The organism is Morganella sp. BCCO 40_0007 (assembly GCF_032989665.1).
GTDB lineage: Bacteria > Pseudomonadota > Gammaproteobacteria > Enterobacterales > Enterobacteriaceae > Morganella > Morganella sibonii.
The window spans coordinates 247455-264267 of sequence record NZ_JAVBIN010000003.1; the positions used below are offsets into that span (position 1 = coordinate 247455).

The 16813-nt window shown below is 50.8% G+C and carries 18 protein-coding genes; 4 read left to right on the forward strand and 14 right to left on the reverse strand.

The genetic code is table 11. The annotated features are described in order from the left end of the window. Positions 1-73: 73 nt before the first annotated feature. Genes R5268_RS05440 through R5268_RS05450 form a run of 3 tightly spaced genes read right to left on the reverse strand, consistent with a single transcriptional unit; the run spans position 74 to position 4193 of the window. Positions 74-1354 carry a DUF3999 domain-containing protein gene (locus R5268_RS05440; RefSeq protein WP_317418938.1) on the reverse strand — a complete coding sequence of 427 codons (1281 nt, stop codon included), beginning with the start codon at positions 1352-1354 and terminating at the stop codon, positions 74-76. After that, positions 1318-1524 (reverse strand): hypothetical protein, encoded by a 207-nt coding sequence (locus R5268_RS05445; protein ID WP_317418905.1) that lies wholly within the window; start codon positions 1522-1524, stop codon positions 1318-1320. Before R5268_RS05445 ends, R5268_RS05440 begins: the two co-directional genes overlap by 37 nt. Continuing rightward, positions 1521-4193, reverse strand: coding sequence for a DUF2339 domain-containing protein (locus R5268_RS05450; RefSeq protein WP_317418906.1), 2673 nt, complete (start codon positions 4191-4193; stop codon positions 1521-1523). The genes R5268_RS05445 and R5268_RS05450 overlap by 4 nt, the downstream gene beginning before the upstream one ends. Before the next feature lie 741 nt (positions 4194-4934). On the opposite strand from R5268_RS05450, the gene hemB reads away from it, so the two are divergent. Beyond that, positions 4935-5909, forward strand: coding sequence for a porphobilinogen synthase (gene hemB, locus R5268_RS05455; protein WP_046892269.1), 975 nt, complete (start codon positions 4935-4937; stop codon positions 5907-5909). Between the two features lie 156 nt (positions 5910-6065). Here hemB and R5268_RS05460 read toward each other — a convergent pair whose 3' ends face one another. The 9 genes from R5268_RS05460 to ftnA form a co-directional block, all read right to left on the reverse strand. Continuing rightward, positions 6066-6419, reverse strand: coding sequence for a DUF488 domain-containing protein (locus tag R5268_RS05460; RefSeq protein ID WP_317418907.1), 354 nt, complete (start codon positions 6417-6419; stop codon positions 6066-6068). Beyond that, positions 6416-6931, reverse strand: coding sequence for a methylated-DNA--[protein]-cysteine S-methyltransferase (locus R5268_RS05465; protein WP_317418908.1), 516 nt, complete (start codon positions 6929-6931; stop codon positions 6416-6418). The genes R5268_RS05460 and R5268_RS05465 overlap by 4 nt, the downstream gene beginning before the upstream one ends. A 443-nt stretch (positions 6932-7374) precedes the next feature. Then, a complete protein-coding gene (prc, locus tag R5268_RS05470; RefSeq protein WP_107679811.1) occupies positions 7375-9420 on the reverse strand; it encodes a carboxy terminal-processing peptidase in 2046 nt (681 codons plus the stop codon). Positions 9421-9438: 18 nt separating this feature from the next. Continuing rightward, positions 9439-10131, reverse strand: coding sequence for an RNA chaperone ProQ (gene proQ, locus R5268_RS05475; RefSeq protein WP_052927446.1), 693 nt, complete (start codon positions 10129-10131; stop codon positions 9439-9441). A 95-nt stretch (positions 10132-10226) separates the two neighbouring features. After that, positions 10227-10724, reverse strand: coding sequence for a GAF domain-containing protein (locus R5268_RS05480; RefSeq protein WP_317418909.1), 498 nt, complete (start codon positions 10722-10724; stop codon positions 10227-10229). 379 nt (positions 10725-11103) lie between these two features. Continuing rightward, on the reverse strand, positions 11104-11439 hold the full coding sequence (locus tag R5268_RS05485; RefSeq protein ID WP_171819800.1) for a YebY family protein: 336 nt from the start codon (positions 11437-11439) through the stop codon (positions 11104-11106). Positions 11440-11473: 34 nt separating this feature from the next. After that, positions 11474-12373, reverse strand: coding sequence for a copper homeostasis membrane protein CopD (gene copD / locus R5268_RS05490; RefSeq protein WP_317418910.1), 900 nt, complete (start codon positions 12371-12373; stop codon positions 11474-11476). Between the two features lie 7 nt (positions 12374-12380). Beyond that, on the reverse strand, positions 12381-12764 hold the full coding sequence (copC, locus tag R5268_RS05495; RefSeq protein WP_046892276.1) for a copper homeostasis periplasmic binding protein CopC: 384 nt from the start codon (positions 12762-12764) through the stop codon (positions 12381-12383). A gap of 191 nt (positions 12765-12955) precedes the next feature. After that, positions 12956-13462: a non-heme ferritin gene (gene ftnA / locus R5268_RS05500; RefSeq protein ID WP_107679807.1), complete on the reverse strand. Its 507-nt coding sequence runs from the start codon at positions 13460-13462 to the stop codon at positions 12956-12958. Positions 13463-13699: 237 nt separating this feature from the next. On the opposite strand from ftnA, the gene R5268_RS05505 reads away from it, so the two are divergent. Next, positions 13700-13933 carry a DNA polymerase III subunit theta gene (locus R5268_RS05505; protein WP_004239531.1) on the forward strand — a complete coding sequence of 78 codons (234 nt, stop codon included), beginning with the start codon at positions 13700-13702 and terminating at the stop codon, positions 13931-13933. 54 nt (positions 13934-13987) lie between these two features. Here the strand turns inward: R5268_RS05505 and yebF are convergent, their stop codons facing one another. Together yebF and R5268_RS05515 are read right to left on the reverse strand one after the other, a co-directional pair. Then, positions 13988-14371 (reverse strand): protein YebF, encoded by a 384-nt coding sequence (yebF, locus tag R5268_RS05510; protein ID WP_046892278.1) that lies wholly within the window; start codon positions 14369-14371, stop codon positions 13988-13990. Positions 14372-14514: 143 nt separating this feature from the next. Continuing rightward, positions 14515-14706: a YoaH family protein gene (locus R5268_RS05515; protein WP_046892279.1), complete on the reverse strand. Its 192-nt coding sequence runs from the start codon at positions 14704-14706 to the stop codon at positions 14515-14517. Positions 14707-14830: 124 nt separating this feature from the next. On the opposite strand from R5268_RS05515, the gene pabB reads away from it, so the two are divergent. Then, the gene (gene pabB, locus R5268_RS05520) at positions 14831-16219 is read left to right on the forward strand and encodes an aminodeoxychorismate synthase component 1 (protein WP_317418939.1); all 1389 of its coding nucleotides are present in this window, start codon (positions 14831-14833) and stop codon (positions 16217-16219) included. Next, positions 16206-16772: a CoA pyrophosphatase gene (locus tag R5268_RS05525; RefSeq protein ID WP_317418911.1), complete on the forward strand. Its 567-nt coding sequence runs from the start codon at positions 16206-16208 to the stop codon at positions 16770-16772. The genes pabB and R5268_RS05525 overlap by 14 nt, the downstream gene beginning before the upstream one ends. The last annotated feature ends 41 nt before the right edge of the window (positions 16773-16813 follow it).

Below are 16813 nucleotides of genomic sequence, written 5' to 3' on the forward strand. Positions count from 1 at the left end.
TATTTTCGTTTCTGTCCGCACGCTGTTATACCATTTTGTTATACAACGTGCGGACTTTTTTTATACTGTACTGTTATTGCTTATCCGGTTTCACTTCTTTCAGCAGACGGACAGCAAATATCCCGAGTACAGCCACCCCTGCAACCAGAACCCCCCACAACAGCCAGGTTTTCCAGGCAAACGGCGGTGCCGCTTCCGGTGCCGGCAGTAACTTCGCTTCGCCGCCCAGCGTAACCACCTTTTCTGATACATCCACCCGCGGAATCGCATCCTGATTATTCAGATAATTACCCGGCAGCAACTGTGCCAGCGGTAAAAACGCCGCTCCGGCATCATGAGCCCCCCATACCAGCAGATACGGCGCAGAGCCCTGGGCGTTAAAGGTCAGATATTGTGCGTATTTCACCCCGGTAACCTGAGGCGGACTATCGCGCCAGCTGCTGTTAATCGCAGTCAGCCGCACCTGACGGACCGGCAGGTCATTCATCCGGATGCTGCTGTTCCGGTTTTCTGTATCATCCGATACCAGTGAATAAAGCACTTTGTTATCCAGCGGCAGCCAGTTTCCCGCTGTACCGCTCCGGTATTCTATCCGCACCGGCAGAACCGTATTTTCCTGATCGATATGAAAATCCAGGCGGCTGAGATTCTGCGTATTCGGCAGACTGTAAATCATACTGCCATAGGTGTCTGCTTTCGGCGTAAAGCCGAAACGGTTAACCTCCCGGCGTTCCACTGTCCGCGAACCCGTTCCTTCCGCTGTTGTGATCTGCGGTGGTGTCTGATTGTTATCCCCGGTCACAGAAAGCAGCCAGTATTTCGCCCTGCTTTCATCACCGCGGATATAGTCCGGGATTTTTATCTGCTGTGCCAGCAGTGTGTCATCGCCGGATTTCAGATCCATCAGCGGCACATCGCGGATCACCGGAGACCAGTTCTGTTTGTCATCGCTGCTGAACAGTGACGCTCTGGCCTGCATATTCCCGGTCTGCTGCGGCCAGTTCAGTGTGATTTCGCGCAGCGGCAGCGGGAGCTGCTGTTTATTATCCGGCACCAGCAGATAGGTTTCGGTTGCCGGGCGCACCAGGCTGTCCGCATTATCATTGTAGATGGTCAGTTCTGTGCCGTTATCCGCTTTCAGACGGATTTTGCGGTTGCCGTCCTGCTCTTCCGCACGGCTTTGTGACAACGGATAAATAACGAAGCGGATACGCGCACTTTCATCTTTTATCTGCTTTGCCGCCGTCAGTGACATCGGCACCGGTGTTCCGGTGCTGTCAAAGATACGGATATCCCGCAGATCCGGCCATGCACTGTTCAGCCAGACATATCCGGTACTGTCAGCCGGTAAAATGGTGAATTCTCTGTCCCCGGCTGTAACTCCGCCCCCTGGTTAAAATCATTCAGTGTTTTAGCCCCGGTTTCCGCACGGGAAAGCATTGTCACTGATGCCAGTACCGCCGCCAGGAGCACCGTTCCGGTATGCCATTTGCGGCGAAATGCTGTCTTTTTACCTGTGATCATCCGTTATTTTCCTTATTATTCTGTATATCAGTGCCCGTCTTCGGTGGTAACGGCGAGAAATAGCCTACAACCAGGATCAGAAGTGCCACCCCGATAAATGCACCGGCTCTGGCAAGCCCGCTGCTCTGGTTCATATCAACCACAAAGAGTTTGAGGATCACCACAGCAAAGATAACCGCACCCGCGACCCACAAATGGCGTTTATGCCGCCGGGTGGCGGTTGTCATCAGGATCACCGCCGTCAGTGCCCAGACAATCGCCAGTGTGGTCTGGATCAGACGGGACTGTAACAGTGCCGCGGTTGTCCATGCTGTTCCGTCCGCAAAGGCCAGAGCACGGATCAGAATCCCGTTCGCCCACCAGACAGCCAGACCGGCGGTAATAATACCAAGCACGCGGACCACATCGGCCCGGGAACGGACTTTCGGTGTGGTCCGCATCACGGCATCACGCAGACACCACAGGGCGGCAAGACCGAACAATCCGGCTTCATCCAGCGGATTCAGCAGCGGGACATATTGCCAGAGTGATAACTGACCATCCTGCATATTTCCGGCAAATAATCCCATTCCCAGCAGAACGGCCAGCGGATACACGCTTTGCCAGTACAGCGCACCGTGATTATCCAGCGGCGGCCACCGCAGGCGCTGCATGGCATACAGCACGAAAAATACGCCGGATACTGCCAGCATCGCAATAAAGTAAGCCCACTCTTCCATGCCCCACGGCAATTGTGCTTCCGCCCACAAGACTTCAGTGATCAGCAGGCCGATCAGTGTCCAGAGTGTTGCACCGTGCATCAGATTGCTGACAACCCGTGGTGCCTGTTCCGGCAGCAGCCGGATCAATGCAATCATCGTGCTGATGACCAGCAGCCAGATAAAGCCGCCGTACAGTGACCCGGCCGGATGTATCCCGGCAGAAATATAACCGCACAGCATCAGCAGACTCACTATCCACAGCGCGCTGATGCAGTAATACAATTGAGTCCACTGTACTTTCCGGGCCAGGAAGAACCAGCTCCAGACGGAGATCACAAGCCCGGTCAGCACATACTCCTCACCGGACAGTAATTCCCCCGCCGGTGATAACCACGGCAGAATCCACAGCCAGGAGAGCCAGGTAATCATTGCCGGGATAATCAGCAGCCCGGAAATCAGTTTGCTGCGCGGCATCAGGCGGAAATGATGATGAAGCGCCCCGGCAACCAGCAGCCCGCCCCACTGGAAGATATACATCCAGGTCGTTTGTTCTGACCACCAGATGAAGTCCATGCTGTAGAGCAGAGAGGCAAATCCGAGCAGCACCAGTCCGGTGGCACTCCAGCCGACAATCCGCTGTTTTTGCAGACAGGCAAACCACAGGATCGCCAGCCCTTCAATCGTCCAGGCCATCGACGTCCATTGTGGTGACAGCGCCATCGGCACCGCCAGCGAGATAAAACCAATACTGAGCAGCAGGAACCCGAGAGACAGACGCTGCCCGTCCGCCCGGAAACGGCGCAGACTGACCACCGTCAGCAGCAGATAGAGCAGCCCGAAAGCAAGGGACGAGATTGCCGTACCGAGATAAAATGGTTCTGTAATGGCATATTGCAGTGAAAACGCCAGTACCGGCGGTGCGAACAGCAGCACCGAATCCACCATCAGCTGTTTTCGTCCGTTGTCAGTCAGGACATGATGGCGGGCATACTGCTGCGTCATCAGCCCGTAGATCACCAGGTTCAGAATAATAAAGATCTGGCAGCTCAGATAAAATTCCGGACGGTAATTTTCCACGCCCCAAAGTACGCCGACCACAAACGTAAAGGTGAAACCGACAATATTCAGAACCCGCCAGCCCTGCCAGTAGTTCATCACCAGAATCGAGACGGAAAGCATCAGATAATAAGAGAACAGCGCGATATAGTTACCACTGCCGGTGGAGAGCAGCACCGGAGCCGCGTAACCGCCGATCACCGCCAGAACGGCCAGACTGACCGCGTTTTGTATCACAGCAAAGAAAACAGACGCCAGACAGATAATGACCATCAGCGCCAGTGCAAACGTCAGCGGCAGGAACTGATAGAGCTTATAAGCGGCAAATATCGTGATATAAAACGCACCGAGGCTGCCGCCCTGAACTATCAGGCTGTACAGCCGGTTTTTATGACGGACACACCAGCCGACAACAAAGAGCGTCACGGACAAAATTGCCGAGCCAATCAGACGGACTTCCGGTGTCAGGATATTATTTTCGATACTGAATTTCAGCAGATATGAGAGGCCGATAAACAGCAGAAGAATACCGGTTTTAGCCGGGAGATTACCATTAAGCAACCATTCAATAATACCGGCAGCCGGACTTTTCCGCGCCGTATCCGCAGTACCGGCCGGTAATGGTGTAATAACAGGCTCCGGTTCAGGATCGGGTTCCGGTTCATCGTATATAACCGGTTCCGGCATCACCGTGACAACGTCAGACAACTCAGCAGACTGAATGTCAGTATTTACCACCGGCTGACCACCGGTCAGTGCATCCAGCTCCCTGCGCAGTGATTCCGTTTCCTCTGTCAGAATACTGACCTGCATTCTCAGCTGCGTTGTGCGCCGCAGCGCCGCAACAGCAATAAACGGCGTCACCACAATGAGCGCCACCAGCACAAAACCCCAGAAGAGTAATGAATCCATGTTTATCCTGTTTTTTAGTCTTTAACTTACAGTGTAGACAATTTTTAATTTCCGTTATCTCACATACTGCCTGTTATGCTGCTAAAAATCCGGCGAATAAATACGGATAGCTGACAAATACCATAAAATGCTGTTTTATCCCGTTAATGCGTTGTTAAAACACCACTAATAGCGGCAGGTACCCCGGTTTCGTATATGTTTTAACTGAAAATCATTTTTTCGGATTTTAAATATTGACTGTTATCACAAAAAGAGGCAATTTTGAGATACTGATCACAACAATATAAGGACACTCATTATGCGATTTTTAGCCCGTTTCTTAAAAGAGTTAGATAATGTCACTGCGTCCTTCTGTGTGGTCGCATTCTACCGGAACCGTCTCTGAATTCGGATAAAGCCGGTCAGCATTTTTGAGTCATATCGTTCCAAATCAAATTTAGTTGAAATGTTAAATTTAATTTGTGACAAAGGTTGACTCTCATCAACAAAGTGCTACAGTTATGTCATCGAATTGTGAGAACGCAATAAACAAGAACGCAATTATGTTACCTGCAATAAAAAATATCAGACGTTTTATCTCAGAGCTCAATAAAATCGCCCGTATTATATTCTGAAGATAAACGCACATCGTTTCAGGCTCCCTCTGCGGAGCCTTATTTTTTTCTGCGCTGTACCCCATCCTGCACCGAAAGGTTTATACTGACCGCATTATTTTTTATGAAATAAGGAGCAACTGTCGTTATGCAACATGACATCCAGCGTCTCAGAAGAATTCGTCAGACCCCGCAGATGCGTGATCTGTTCCGGGAAACCTCATTAAGCCTCAATGATCTCGCGTTACCGATTTTTGTCGAGGAAGGTGCCGATGACTATAAAGCCATCGACAGTATGCCGGGCGTTATGCGCATTCCGGAAAAGCGTCTTGCTTATGAAATCGAACGGATCGCCAAAGCCGGTATCAAATCCGTTATGACGTTCGGCGTGTCTCACCATCTGGATGCGACCGGCAGTGATGCCTGGGCGGAAGACGGGCTGGTTGCCCGGATGTCCCGTATCTGTAAAGAGACGGTACCTGAAATGGTCGTGATGTCCGACACCTGTTTCTGTGAATACACCAGCCACGGGCACTGCGGCGTCGTCCATGACGGCGTGGTGGATAATGACGAAACACTGCATAACCTCGGGTTGCAGGCAGTGATTGCCGCGCAGGCGGGTGCTGATTTTATTGCTCCTTCTGCTGCTCAGGACGGCCAGGTACGGGCGATCCGTCTGGCTCTGGATGCCGCCGGGTTCCATCAGACCGGGATTGTCTCCTACTCCACCAAATTTGCCTCTGCCCTTTACGGCCCGTTCCGTGATGCCGCTGGTTCCTGCCTGAAAGGTGATCGCAAAACCTATCAGATGGACCCGATGAACCGCCGTGAAGCCATCCGTGAATCACTGATTGATGAGCAGGAAGGTGCTGATATGCTGATGGTAAAACCGGCCGGTGCTTACCTGGATATTCTGCGTGATGTGCGTGAGCGTTCAAACCTGCCGCTGGCTGCCTATCAGGTGAGCGGCGAATATGCGATGATCAAGCTGGCCGCACAGGCCGGTGCAATTGATGAAACCCGCGTGGCACTGGAAACGCTGGGCTCAATCAAGCGCGCCGGAGCCGATTTAATCTTCAGTTACTTTGCCCTGAGTCTGGCAGAGAATAAGATCCTGAGCTGATTGTGTAAAAGCTCAAGCTGATTAGCCTGTGGTAACGGGCAGGTCAACGAAAAGCATGCGCGTCACGGATGACGCGCCTGAGCGCACACGGATGTGTTTACAGCGACTTTTCGTTTTGCCCGTTACCGGCAGGCGTAAACTCCGGACTTACAGACCTCACTTCTTATTTTTTTCTTCCAGATACGCTTTCAGCACTTTCGCCTGATTGTGCTCTTTATCTTTTGCCGCAAACAGCAGTGTCAGATTACCCTGCGCGGCTCTGTCCAGCAGCGGTTGCCATCCCTGCGGTCTGCTGTCCAGTTCTTCGCGGTAACGCTGTTCAAACTCAGCAAACTGATCGCTGTTAGCGTGGAACCACTTGCGTAAATCGGTATCCGGCGCAACATCCTTATTCCATTCATCATAATTCAGATCGGTTTTTTTAATGCCGCGCGGCCACAGCCGGTCAACCAGCACACGGTAACCATCACTTTCCGCGACCTCATCATAAACCCGTTTGCAGAAAATCATATTGCGGCTCCTTTAATCTGTTTTTCATGAGTCAGTAACCAGGCTTTGCGTTCAGTTCCTCCGGCATAGCCGGTCAGCTCACCATTTTTGCCGGTAACGCGGTGACACGGCACCAGTACCGAAACCGGATTCATGCCATTTGCCCGTCCGACAGCCCGGACAGCACGCGGGCAGGATAACGACTCAGCCAGCATACTGTAAGTAACCGTACAGCCAAACGGCACGGACAGTAAAGCATCCCAGACTTTTTGCTGAAAAGGCGTTCCCGGCAGCACCAGCGGAACCGTAAATTCCGTCAGTTTACCGGCAAAATAGTCCTGCAATTGTGTATCCAGCAGTGCCAGATAAGGATGACTTCCGTCTGCCACCGCCATTTTCAGCCGGGCCGAAACCAGCTGCAAGGTATCTTCACGACGGTTATCCTCAGTAAATTCCAGAAAACAGATACCCTGCTCCGTTGCTGCTGCCGACATATCACCCAATACTGTGCTGATTTGTGTACGATATATCATCAGAGTTCCTTTGTTTTTCGCGTACCGTTATAAGGTGTACTGTTTTCTTTACGAAACTGTCTGTTTTTTGAGTTAAAATTGATTTTATTATGCTCAACTTCTTTTTAGTGAAAACTTGATTGAACTCACACTAATGAGTAAAGTACATCCCATCGATACAGCACATTGACTGTACCATTTTAGATTAACAGATAAACACGTTCACCTGAGTATTGAACATTATTTTCAGAAATAATGGAGGAATTGTTATGGCTAAATTAATTAAATCCACAAAAACAACTTTCGATCGTATTACCACTGCAGTTATGACAATTTCTGTACCGCACTTCTTTTAATTAAGACGCGACAAATTGCCGGTGCCGCTGTTATTCAGGCGGCACAAAAAAAATCGACAGCTCAAATGCTGTCGATTTTTTTATTTATGTTATTCCGCAACTAACGGTTTATTGTGCGCTTTTTGCGATATCCGGCACTTTGGCCAGGTCAGCGGCAATCTTAACGGTTTCATCAAGATACGCATCCGGTCCTTCGTAATCTTTCGGCAGTGCCTCCAGATTCGCCAGCGGTTTCTTACCTTCACGGGCATAACGTTCATTAATCCGTTTCAGTCTGATCCCTTCCAGTTCTTTATCTTCTTTATCACGCTTCGCGTAATTCAGAGAGATAATATACTGTGTTGGCTTATTCGCCTTAAACCGAGTCAGATCCTCATAAATATATCCGAATTCCGGATCGGCTTTTGAACGTTCCTGATATTTCTGCGCCAGCTCAGGTACTGCTTTACGGATAATATCAGTCTGTGAATACTCCGCCGGGGCAATGCTGTCCCACGGCAGTGCATTATCCTCAAAACTTTCACCGATATCGTCGTTATCAAAGCCGGTCGGCATAATGATATCCGGGGTCACCCCTTTACGCTGGGTACTGCCGCCGTTGATACGGTAGAATTTCTGGATGGTATATTGCACAGAACCTAAATCCGGCCATTCCGGGCGCAGCATCTGATCGTAAATCCGGCTGACCGGACGGTGCTGCTGCACAGTTCCTTTACCGAAGGTCGGCTCACCGACAATCAGTGCACGGCCGTAATCCTGCATCGCTGCCGCGAAAATCTCAGACGCGGAGGCACTCAGGCGGTCAACCATCACCACCAGCGGACCTTTGTAGTAAATGACATCATCGCTGTCAGCATCTTCACGGACACGGCCGTTATTATCCCGCACCTGTACCACCGGACCACTGGTGATAAACAGACCGGACAGATCCACCGCTTCAGTCAGTGCACCGCCGCCGTTGCCGCGCAGGTCGATAATCACCGCATCCACTTTCTCTTTCGCCAGTTTCTGCAGCTGGGTTTTGGTGTCATTGGTCAGACCCACATAGAAGCCCGGAATATTGAGCACCGCGACTTTCTGGTCGCCGACCTGTTTGATGGTCATTTTCACCGCTCTGTCTTCCAGGCGGATCTGCTCACGGGTCAGGGTTACAATACGCGGTTTGGCACCTTTGGTATCACCCAGCACTTCCAGTCGGACTTTACTGCCTTTGGCACCTTTGATTTGTGATACCACATCATCCAGGCGCCAGCCGACCACATCCACCATCGGCTTTCCGGTCTGGCCGACAGCCAGAATTTTATCCCCGACCGCCAGTTCCTTGCTCTTCAGCGCAGGACCACCGGCGACCAGTGAATTAATCACCGTATAATCATCATCCATCCGCAGCACGGCACCGATGCCTTCCAGAGACAGGCTCATTTCAGAGTTAAACTGCTCGGTATTGCGCGGGGAGAGATAACTGGTGTGCGGATCGATCTCGCGGGCAAACGCGGTCATGATCAGCTGGAAGACATCCTCACTTTTGGTCTGAGTCAGACGCTTAAGGGCGTAGGTATAGCGCTTGGTGAGAGTTTCTTTGATTTCGTTGTCATCTTTGCCGGACAGTTTCAGGGTCAGCCAGTCATATTTGACTTTGGCATCCCACAGTTTGTCCAGCTCGGCTTCTGTCTGCGGCCACGGCGCTTTGCTGCGGTCCACATCAATGACATCATCGCCGTCAAAATTCATCGGCTGTTTCAGGCGGTTCAGCGCATACTGAAAGCGCTCAAAACGGCGTTTCTGTGACAGATTAAACAGATCATATAACGGCTGTAACTCCCCTTTGCGGAGATAGTTGCCGACATCTGCTTTATTTTTGCTGAATTTCGCCACATCAGACGCTAAAAAGACGTTATGGCTGTAATCCAGCAGATTCAGATAGCGTTCCAGGATTTTCGCTGAAAATTCCGGGTCCAGCTGAAACTGGCGGTAATGGGAGTGCAGAAACCGGGATGTCACACGCTCACTGACCGTGGAGTGCTCCGGTGCCTGCTGAGTATCCGGTAACTGGCTGATTTTGACATCCGGCAGCGCAGTGGTGCCGGTTTTTGCCATCGTATTGCCGGTTAAACTGAATCCGATGAGCAACGCCAGGGGTAAAAATTTGTTCATGCCTCGGTTGACTCCGTATCAGAATTTTAAGTGTTCCGCACGCACGATCATTGCCAACCCTGAAGGCAGCTGAACACGTACACCGTCTTTGGTGATCTCGAGAACCTGCGCATCCATAACGCCGGAACCGACTGTCACTTTCAGTTGCTGTCCAACCTTCAGTGCCTGAATATCAGTAATTGGTGTCAGTTCAGACTGAGATTCGGGACGGGGTGCACGTGGTTTACGTGGTGCGTCAGCGGATTTTGGCGACTGAGCTTTGCCGGTACGCGGCGCTTTAGGCTTGTCCGTACGGCTGCTGCGGGAGTCAGCGGCAGCTTTATCTGCCTGACGCGGTTTTTTCCCGCCTTCCTGCTCACGTTTCTGCGCGCGCTGTGCCTGGACTCTGGCTTTAGCTTCCGTTAACTGGGTACGGGCATGTTCAACATGTTCCGCTTCCAGATCGCCGCAATCGTTACCATCCAGATCAACACGTTTAGCCCCTTCTTTAACGCCGTACAGGTAGCGCCAGCTTGAGGTATACATCCGCAGTGCGGTACGTAACTGTGTTTTACTGATACCATCTTCTTCAGTGATACGACTGACGATATCGCGGAAGATGCCGATTTTCAGCGGACGGGCTTCGCCTTCTGCCACAAAACATTGCGGGAAGCGCTGAGCCAAAAATGAAATAATTTCTTTACTGCTATTCAACTTGGGTTGATTTTCCATGAATTTTCCTGATTACAACGGTGCTTTGCCAACCAGCAGGCATGAACAGGCGTCATTATAATAGTGTTGCAGACAAATGCTATGCTCCCGGAGGCCTAACTTGCGATCATTTCACGATATTTCGGCATAAAGCACGTTGCAATATGTGCGCAGAGCGCGTCATTCAAGGCTTTGAGACCAATTTCATCATTATTATCAAAACGATTAAAAATCGGGCTGTCGATATCCAGCACGCCGATAATCTGACCATTTACGATAAGCGGCAACACGATTTCTGAGTTACTGGCCGAATCACAGGCAATATGTCCGGCGAAATCATGCACATCATCCACACGGATGACCCGTCCCTGCGCAACCGCCGTTCCGCAGACACCCCGTCCCGCAGGAATACGGACACAGGCGACTTTGCCCTGAAACGGTCCCAGCACAAGGGTATCACCCTGGAGAAGATAGAATCCGGCCCAGTTTATCTGTTCCAGTTCATCAAACAGGACAGCACTGACATTGGACAGTGTTGCGATGACATCTTTCTCATCACTGATGAGCGATGTTAAACGGCGGGTTAAATCCTGATAAAACGCGAGTTTGTTCATGTGTCACACTACAGTTACGGGTTAAATATCCGGTTAAAGTAATGTTTAATTTATATCAAATAACAGGGCAGCCCTATAGGAATAATTACAAATCCTTTCACATTTTCCGGGAATAAGGAGAGAAAAAACGGCGGGAATAAAAAAAAGACCGGATAAAGTCCTCTATCCGGTCCAGGGAAAAAGGCTCGTAGCGAGCCGTGCGCTAAAATTGCCATTGAAAATATCGTACAACCTACATGATTAAGATTAGTCGGTTTGGTTACATATGCAAAATATTTATTTATCAAATCGTTAACATATATCTGATTTAAATGGCTTATATTTCAGTTAGTTAATTAATAACCGAATATTAATCGTTAAATTTCATAATTAATATGTGTTATTTATCACCACACAGCGCACCGGCAGCCTCTTTCACCGGGGTCAGATCCATCTCTTTTTCCGGGTTTCCGGGTTGTTTTAATGTAATAACTGAGAGGTCAGTCACTTTTATTTTCTGCTCTTTCGCCTGTTGTGCCGCCACATCATTCAGCGGGTATGACATCAGTGTGGACGGATTAATCACCCACAGTGCATTTCCGTCCCGGCAGTTGATCATCACTTCCTCACGGGTAAACGGCCATTTCTCACCAAACTGGAATTTGCTGATGGTTTTCAGCGGCGCAGCCTGTGCCGCTCCCGCCAGTAAAAGAGGAATTAATGCCAGAGCTTTCATCATCGTGTGTCCCGGTTGTCAGCCTGCCTGAGAGTTACGCAGGCTGATAAGTTGCAAAAATCGCCACCATTAAAATGGCCAGTGTGCCGAGAATTATCTCAATCCAGCTGTTAATCATCAACAGGCGGAAGCGGCCTGATTGTGCGATTTTCGGTACTACCGCATAACGGTTGATTACCGCCAGCAGGACCATCGTCAGTACCAGCCCGGTTTTCAGCCACAACAGTGCCTGATAATCACTGCCGCTCCACTGCGGCCAGTCCGGCAGCAGCATCAGAGTACTGATAAGGCCGGTTGCCAGTACCAGGAAGACAGCAAGGTGACCCAGGTTCGAAAAACGGATCAGTGTCGCGGTAACGTCCTTTGGCAGTCCCTCTGCAAGCGTGTCCCGCCGGAGCAGGATCAGCAGACAAACCAGGAACGGCCATAATCCGCCGAACCAGTAAGCAGCACTGAGCAGATGAACAACCTGATTAAGCTGATATAACCGCCCTGTCCAGCCGCTGTACAGCATACCGTGGCCGGTAAACGCATGCAGCGCCAGCATTACTGCCGCACACACCAGAAACAGCGAACTTTGTGCTCTGCCGGCCGGCAGAAGCAGTCCGCCGCAGAGAACCACCGCAAGCACCAGTTGCCAGCGCCAGATCTCCCCGAAAGATGTCGACAGTACGGTGAATATAATATCCGGGTCCTGCATATCTGCCCAGCCGTCCCCCATCAGTGCTGCCTGTAACAGCAGCCAGAGAAAGGTTGTCAGAGCCGTGAGCACCGCTGCACAGCGCGCCGTGTAACGAAGCCTGACCCGCAGCAGCAGCGCCACCCGATCACCGGAGAGCAGAACAGAGAACAGGCCGCAGCCCGCAAGGAGCATTACGGCCGTAAAATGAATGAAGCGGCAGATAATCAGCAGCGCTTCCGGTGTCAGTTCCATAACCGGCTTATTTCACCGTAAACTGATAGTCACCGTTGGTTTTATGTCCGTCAACAGAAACCACTTTCCATTCGACATGATAGACACCGGCAGGCAGCGTTTCCGTCAGCGGGAGGATCAGACGGGTATCATTCCCTTCCGCCAGTTCCGGTTTTCCGGCTGCCACACTCTTATTTTGTGCATCTTTCACACTGATTTTACTGAATTTAAGTTCAATACCTTCGGAGAAGTCCAGAGAGATATGTTCAGGCGATCCGGTCACTGCGGTATCAGCCGCCGGAACCAGCGTTTTGACATGCGCATGCGCGAAAGCCTGCTGGCCGGATAAACCAACGAATAAAACAACAACAGCAGATAATTTGCGCCAGTGCGCCGTCAGGTTAGTTAACATAATGGTATGCCTCATTTTTGCAGGTGATGTAATTATGCGGGACATACTAGCGCAACCGGGGGTATTGCGGAAACCTTCACAGGCCGAAGAGTGTTTTTTGTGATCGGTAACACAAATAAAAACCACACAAATATCAGTACATTATGATAATTGTGTGGTTATATTATAAATAATAATGCTGTTAGCAATAATCAGCTTGCTGAAGGCTCGCTCGCCATACGACCCAGATCTTTATCCAGCAGGAACATCGATTTACCGCTGTCACCCACCATCGCAAATTTATCCAGTACAGATTTGAACAGTTTTTCTTCTTCGTGTTGTTCAGCCACATACCATTGCAGGAAGTTAAAGGTGGAGTAATCCTGTGAGGTCAGCGCAGCATGTACCAGTTTATTAATTTCATCAGTAATTAATTTTTCATGCTCCAGCGTCAGAGTGAAAACTTCACTCACTGAACCGAATTCAGTCGGTGGTGCATCGATGGCTCCCAGCAGCGGCATCGCGCCGGTATCGCTGAGATAATTAAACAGGCGCTGCATATGTTCCATTTCTTCCGCGGCATGCGCTTTTAAAAATGCGGCAGCACCCTCGTAACCTTTATCCGCACACCATGCGCTCATCTGCAGATATAAATTTGAGGAATAGAATTCAAGATTCAGCTGGGCATTCAGTTGTTTGACCATATCCGTCTTTAACATATACAGGCTCCTGAGTAATAGTTTATTTCATCATCTGCGGTCATTATGCACACTCCTGCCGGGAAGAAAAGTGCTATTTAATAATTTCACAACATATTGAAAACAAAATGATTTTGTAAAGATAATCAGAATTAATCGCATTCTCTTTATGATTGAAATGAACACGCCCCAATCCGGGCTTGCAGTCCGGCGGAAGCTCAGTTAAGTTAAGGCCGTCAGCCGTTACAGGAGCATATTGTGAGTTATAATCTTGCCGAACTCAGTCAGGAAGAGATGGATAAAATTAATGCGGACTTAGCCGCATCCGGTGTCGCCTTTAAAGAGCGCTATAATATGCCGGTGATTGCCGAGCAGGTGCAGCAGACACTGCCGGAATCCCTGCGTGCCTATTTTGCTGAACGTCTGGTGTTTTACCGTCAGCGCAGTGCCGGATTATCCCGCCTGCCGTATGAGCCGAACGCCAAACGCTGAATATAACAAAGGCGTGCAGTTACACGCCTTTTTACGGTTTAACCGTCAGTGTCATTACTGCGGCAGACTGTAAGTCATGGTTTTCGCCGCGCAATTGATATCAACAGTATAGCTGACCTGCTTTTTCGAGCCGCGCACTACCAGCGGCACACTGTAATTACCGTCTTTCTCAGTCACTTCCGCCACATTAACCCAGGCAACCGGCTTGCTGCCCAGCAGCGCTTTATCATCCTGCCAGCGCGGGTAACGGCTCTGCACAAAATCATATTTCACCTGTGCCGCTATCTGATCTTTGTTCAGCGATTCGCACGACGGGAACGTCACCATACGCTCATTTTTGACTTCTGCTGTCGCCGGCGCCTGTGCGCTGACGGTGAATGCCAGCAGAATACCTGCACCTGCCAATCCGGTACGGGTGAACAGATTCATTGCTTTCATAAAACCTCCTGTTTTAATCCCGAAAGAGACTAAATGTCATTTTTATACAATAGCGCTTAATCAAATTTTACTTAATGCTTATTGATTCAAACTAACATATTTATTATCAGGAAATTGTGACACTTGTTAAATATTTGTTTCTGTTATTCGCTATCGTCATCTTCCTCATCAAACATCGCGCGGATCTGCTCACCGCCGTGATGCCGTTCGCGTAACTCTGCCGCAACCTGTGCGATGGCCTCACCACTGCTCATTCCTTCCTGCATCAGGGTATGGATACGCTCAACAGCGGCCTGCTGTTCTTCATGACTTAACGCGGGCATTCCGGTAAACATAATCACCTTCTATAACATTTCAGTAAAAAACACATTATACTCATAATGATGGCGGTACGCATCCGCCTGTTTTCCGATAAAATAACCGGCAGTTTCCGGACACAGATTACTGACAAATTTAATGATGACATCACATTCCGTACCTGTACTGACACCGCTCGAATACCAACCCGGTCTTGCCCTGACCCTGTTTGCCCCGCTGTCACACCAGCCGTGGGCCATGCTGCTGCACTCCGGTAGTGCACAACATCAGCATAACCGCTTTGATATTCTGACCGCCGATCCCCTGATGACCCTGACCACCCGGGGGGATGAAACCTTAACTGAAGATAGCCGGGGCCGGTGTGTCCGTCAAAATGAGGACCCGTTTCAGTTACTGGATACTGCACTGGCGCAGTGCGGACTGAATCCGCTGCCGCACGATGATTATCCGTTTGCGGGCGGTGCTATGGGATTGTGGGGATATGATCTCGGACGGCGGACTGAATCCCTGCCGTCGCTGGCACGCAATGAACTCTCTGTCCCGGACATGGCCGCGGGTATTTACGACTGGGCGGTGATTGTTGACCACCAGCGCCGCTGCGCCACATTAATCACTTATACGGATCCCGCCGCACGTCTGCACTGGCTGGAAAACCAGACCGCACCGGAAACCGTGCCTTTCGCCCTGACCGGTGACTGGCAGTCCGATATGACCGAAACGGAATATCACGCCAATATTGCCCGTATTCATGACTATTTACAGGCCGGTGACTGTTATCAGGTCAACTTATCACAGGGATTTACCGCCCCGTATGAGGGGGATGAATGGCAGGCTTTTCTGCGGCTGAATGACGAAAACAAAGCGCCGTTTTCCGCATTTCTCCGCCTGCCGGATGCCGCCGTGTTATCGGTGTCACCGGAACGCTTCCTGTGGCTGAAAGACGGCACCGCCGAAACCCGTCCTATCAAAGGTACCCGTCCCCGTCATCTGGCTGATCCGCAGGCTGACGAGGCAGAAAAACAGGCACTGGCCGCGTCAGAAAAAGATCGTTCGGAAAACCTGATGATTGTTGATCTGATGCGTAATGATATCGGCCGGGTGGCACTTCCGGGTTCGGTCAGCGTACCGTCGCTGTTTGCTGTTGAGCCGTTCCCTGCGATCTGGCATCTGGTCAGTACCATTACCGCACAATTACCTGCGGCATGCCGGGCGGCACATTTATTGCGGGCCTGTTTTCCCGGCGGTTCCATTACCGGCGCGCCGAAAATCCGCGCGATGGAAATCATTGAAGAACTCGAGCCTGTCCGCCGCCACGCCTACTGCGGCGCTATCGGTTATATCAGCGCCTGCGGCACTATGGATACCAATATCGCGATCAGAACCCTGATTGCGGAAGACAACCATCTTTATTGCCGGGCTGGTGGCGGGATCGTCGCCGACAGCCGTGCCGCAGATGAATACCAGGAAACGTTTGATAAACTGGGCCGCATCCTGACAGTGCTGCCGGAGAGAAAAAATGAGTCCGCTTGAACGCTTTATTCCGCGGTTTCAGTTAACCCGCCCCTCTGAAGCAGAAATTGCCGGTGAACGTGACCGCCGGGCGGCAGTGTTATTGTCCATTACCAATAAAGAGCGGCCCGGCATTCTGCTGACTCAGCGGGCCGCGTCGATGCGCTCCCATCCCGGCCAGATTGCCCTGCCGGGCGGCGCGGCGGACCCCGGTGAAATCTCCCCCATCGCCACAGCACTGCGTGAGGCACGCGAGGAAGTCGGTATTCCGCCGCAGTCTGTACAGGTGCTGGGACAGATGGCGCCGGTGGACAGTGTGACAGGTTTCCGGGTGACACCGGTGGTCGGAATTATTCCGTCATCACTGCCGCTGTCGGGTAACCCGCAGGAAGTGGCGGATATCTTTGAACTGCCGCTTGATGCCGCCCTTGACCTGAGCCGTTACCGCTACATTGATATGACCCGTAATACCGTGGAGCGCCGCCTCTACTTTTACTTATATGAAGGACGGATGATTTGGGGGTTAACAGCCGGTATTTTATATCGTCTCGCAACGCAAGTGAAAAATGATTGATTTGTAACCGATTTCACACTTCTGCCCTATTTCCCCCTGTT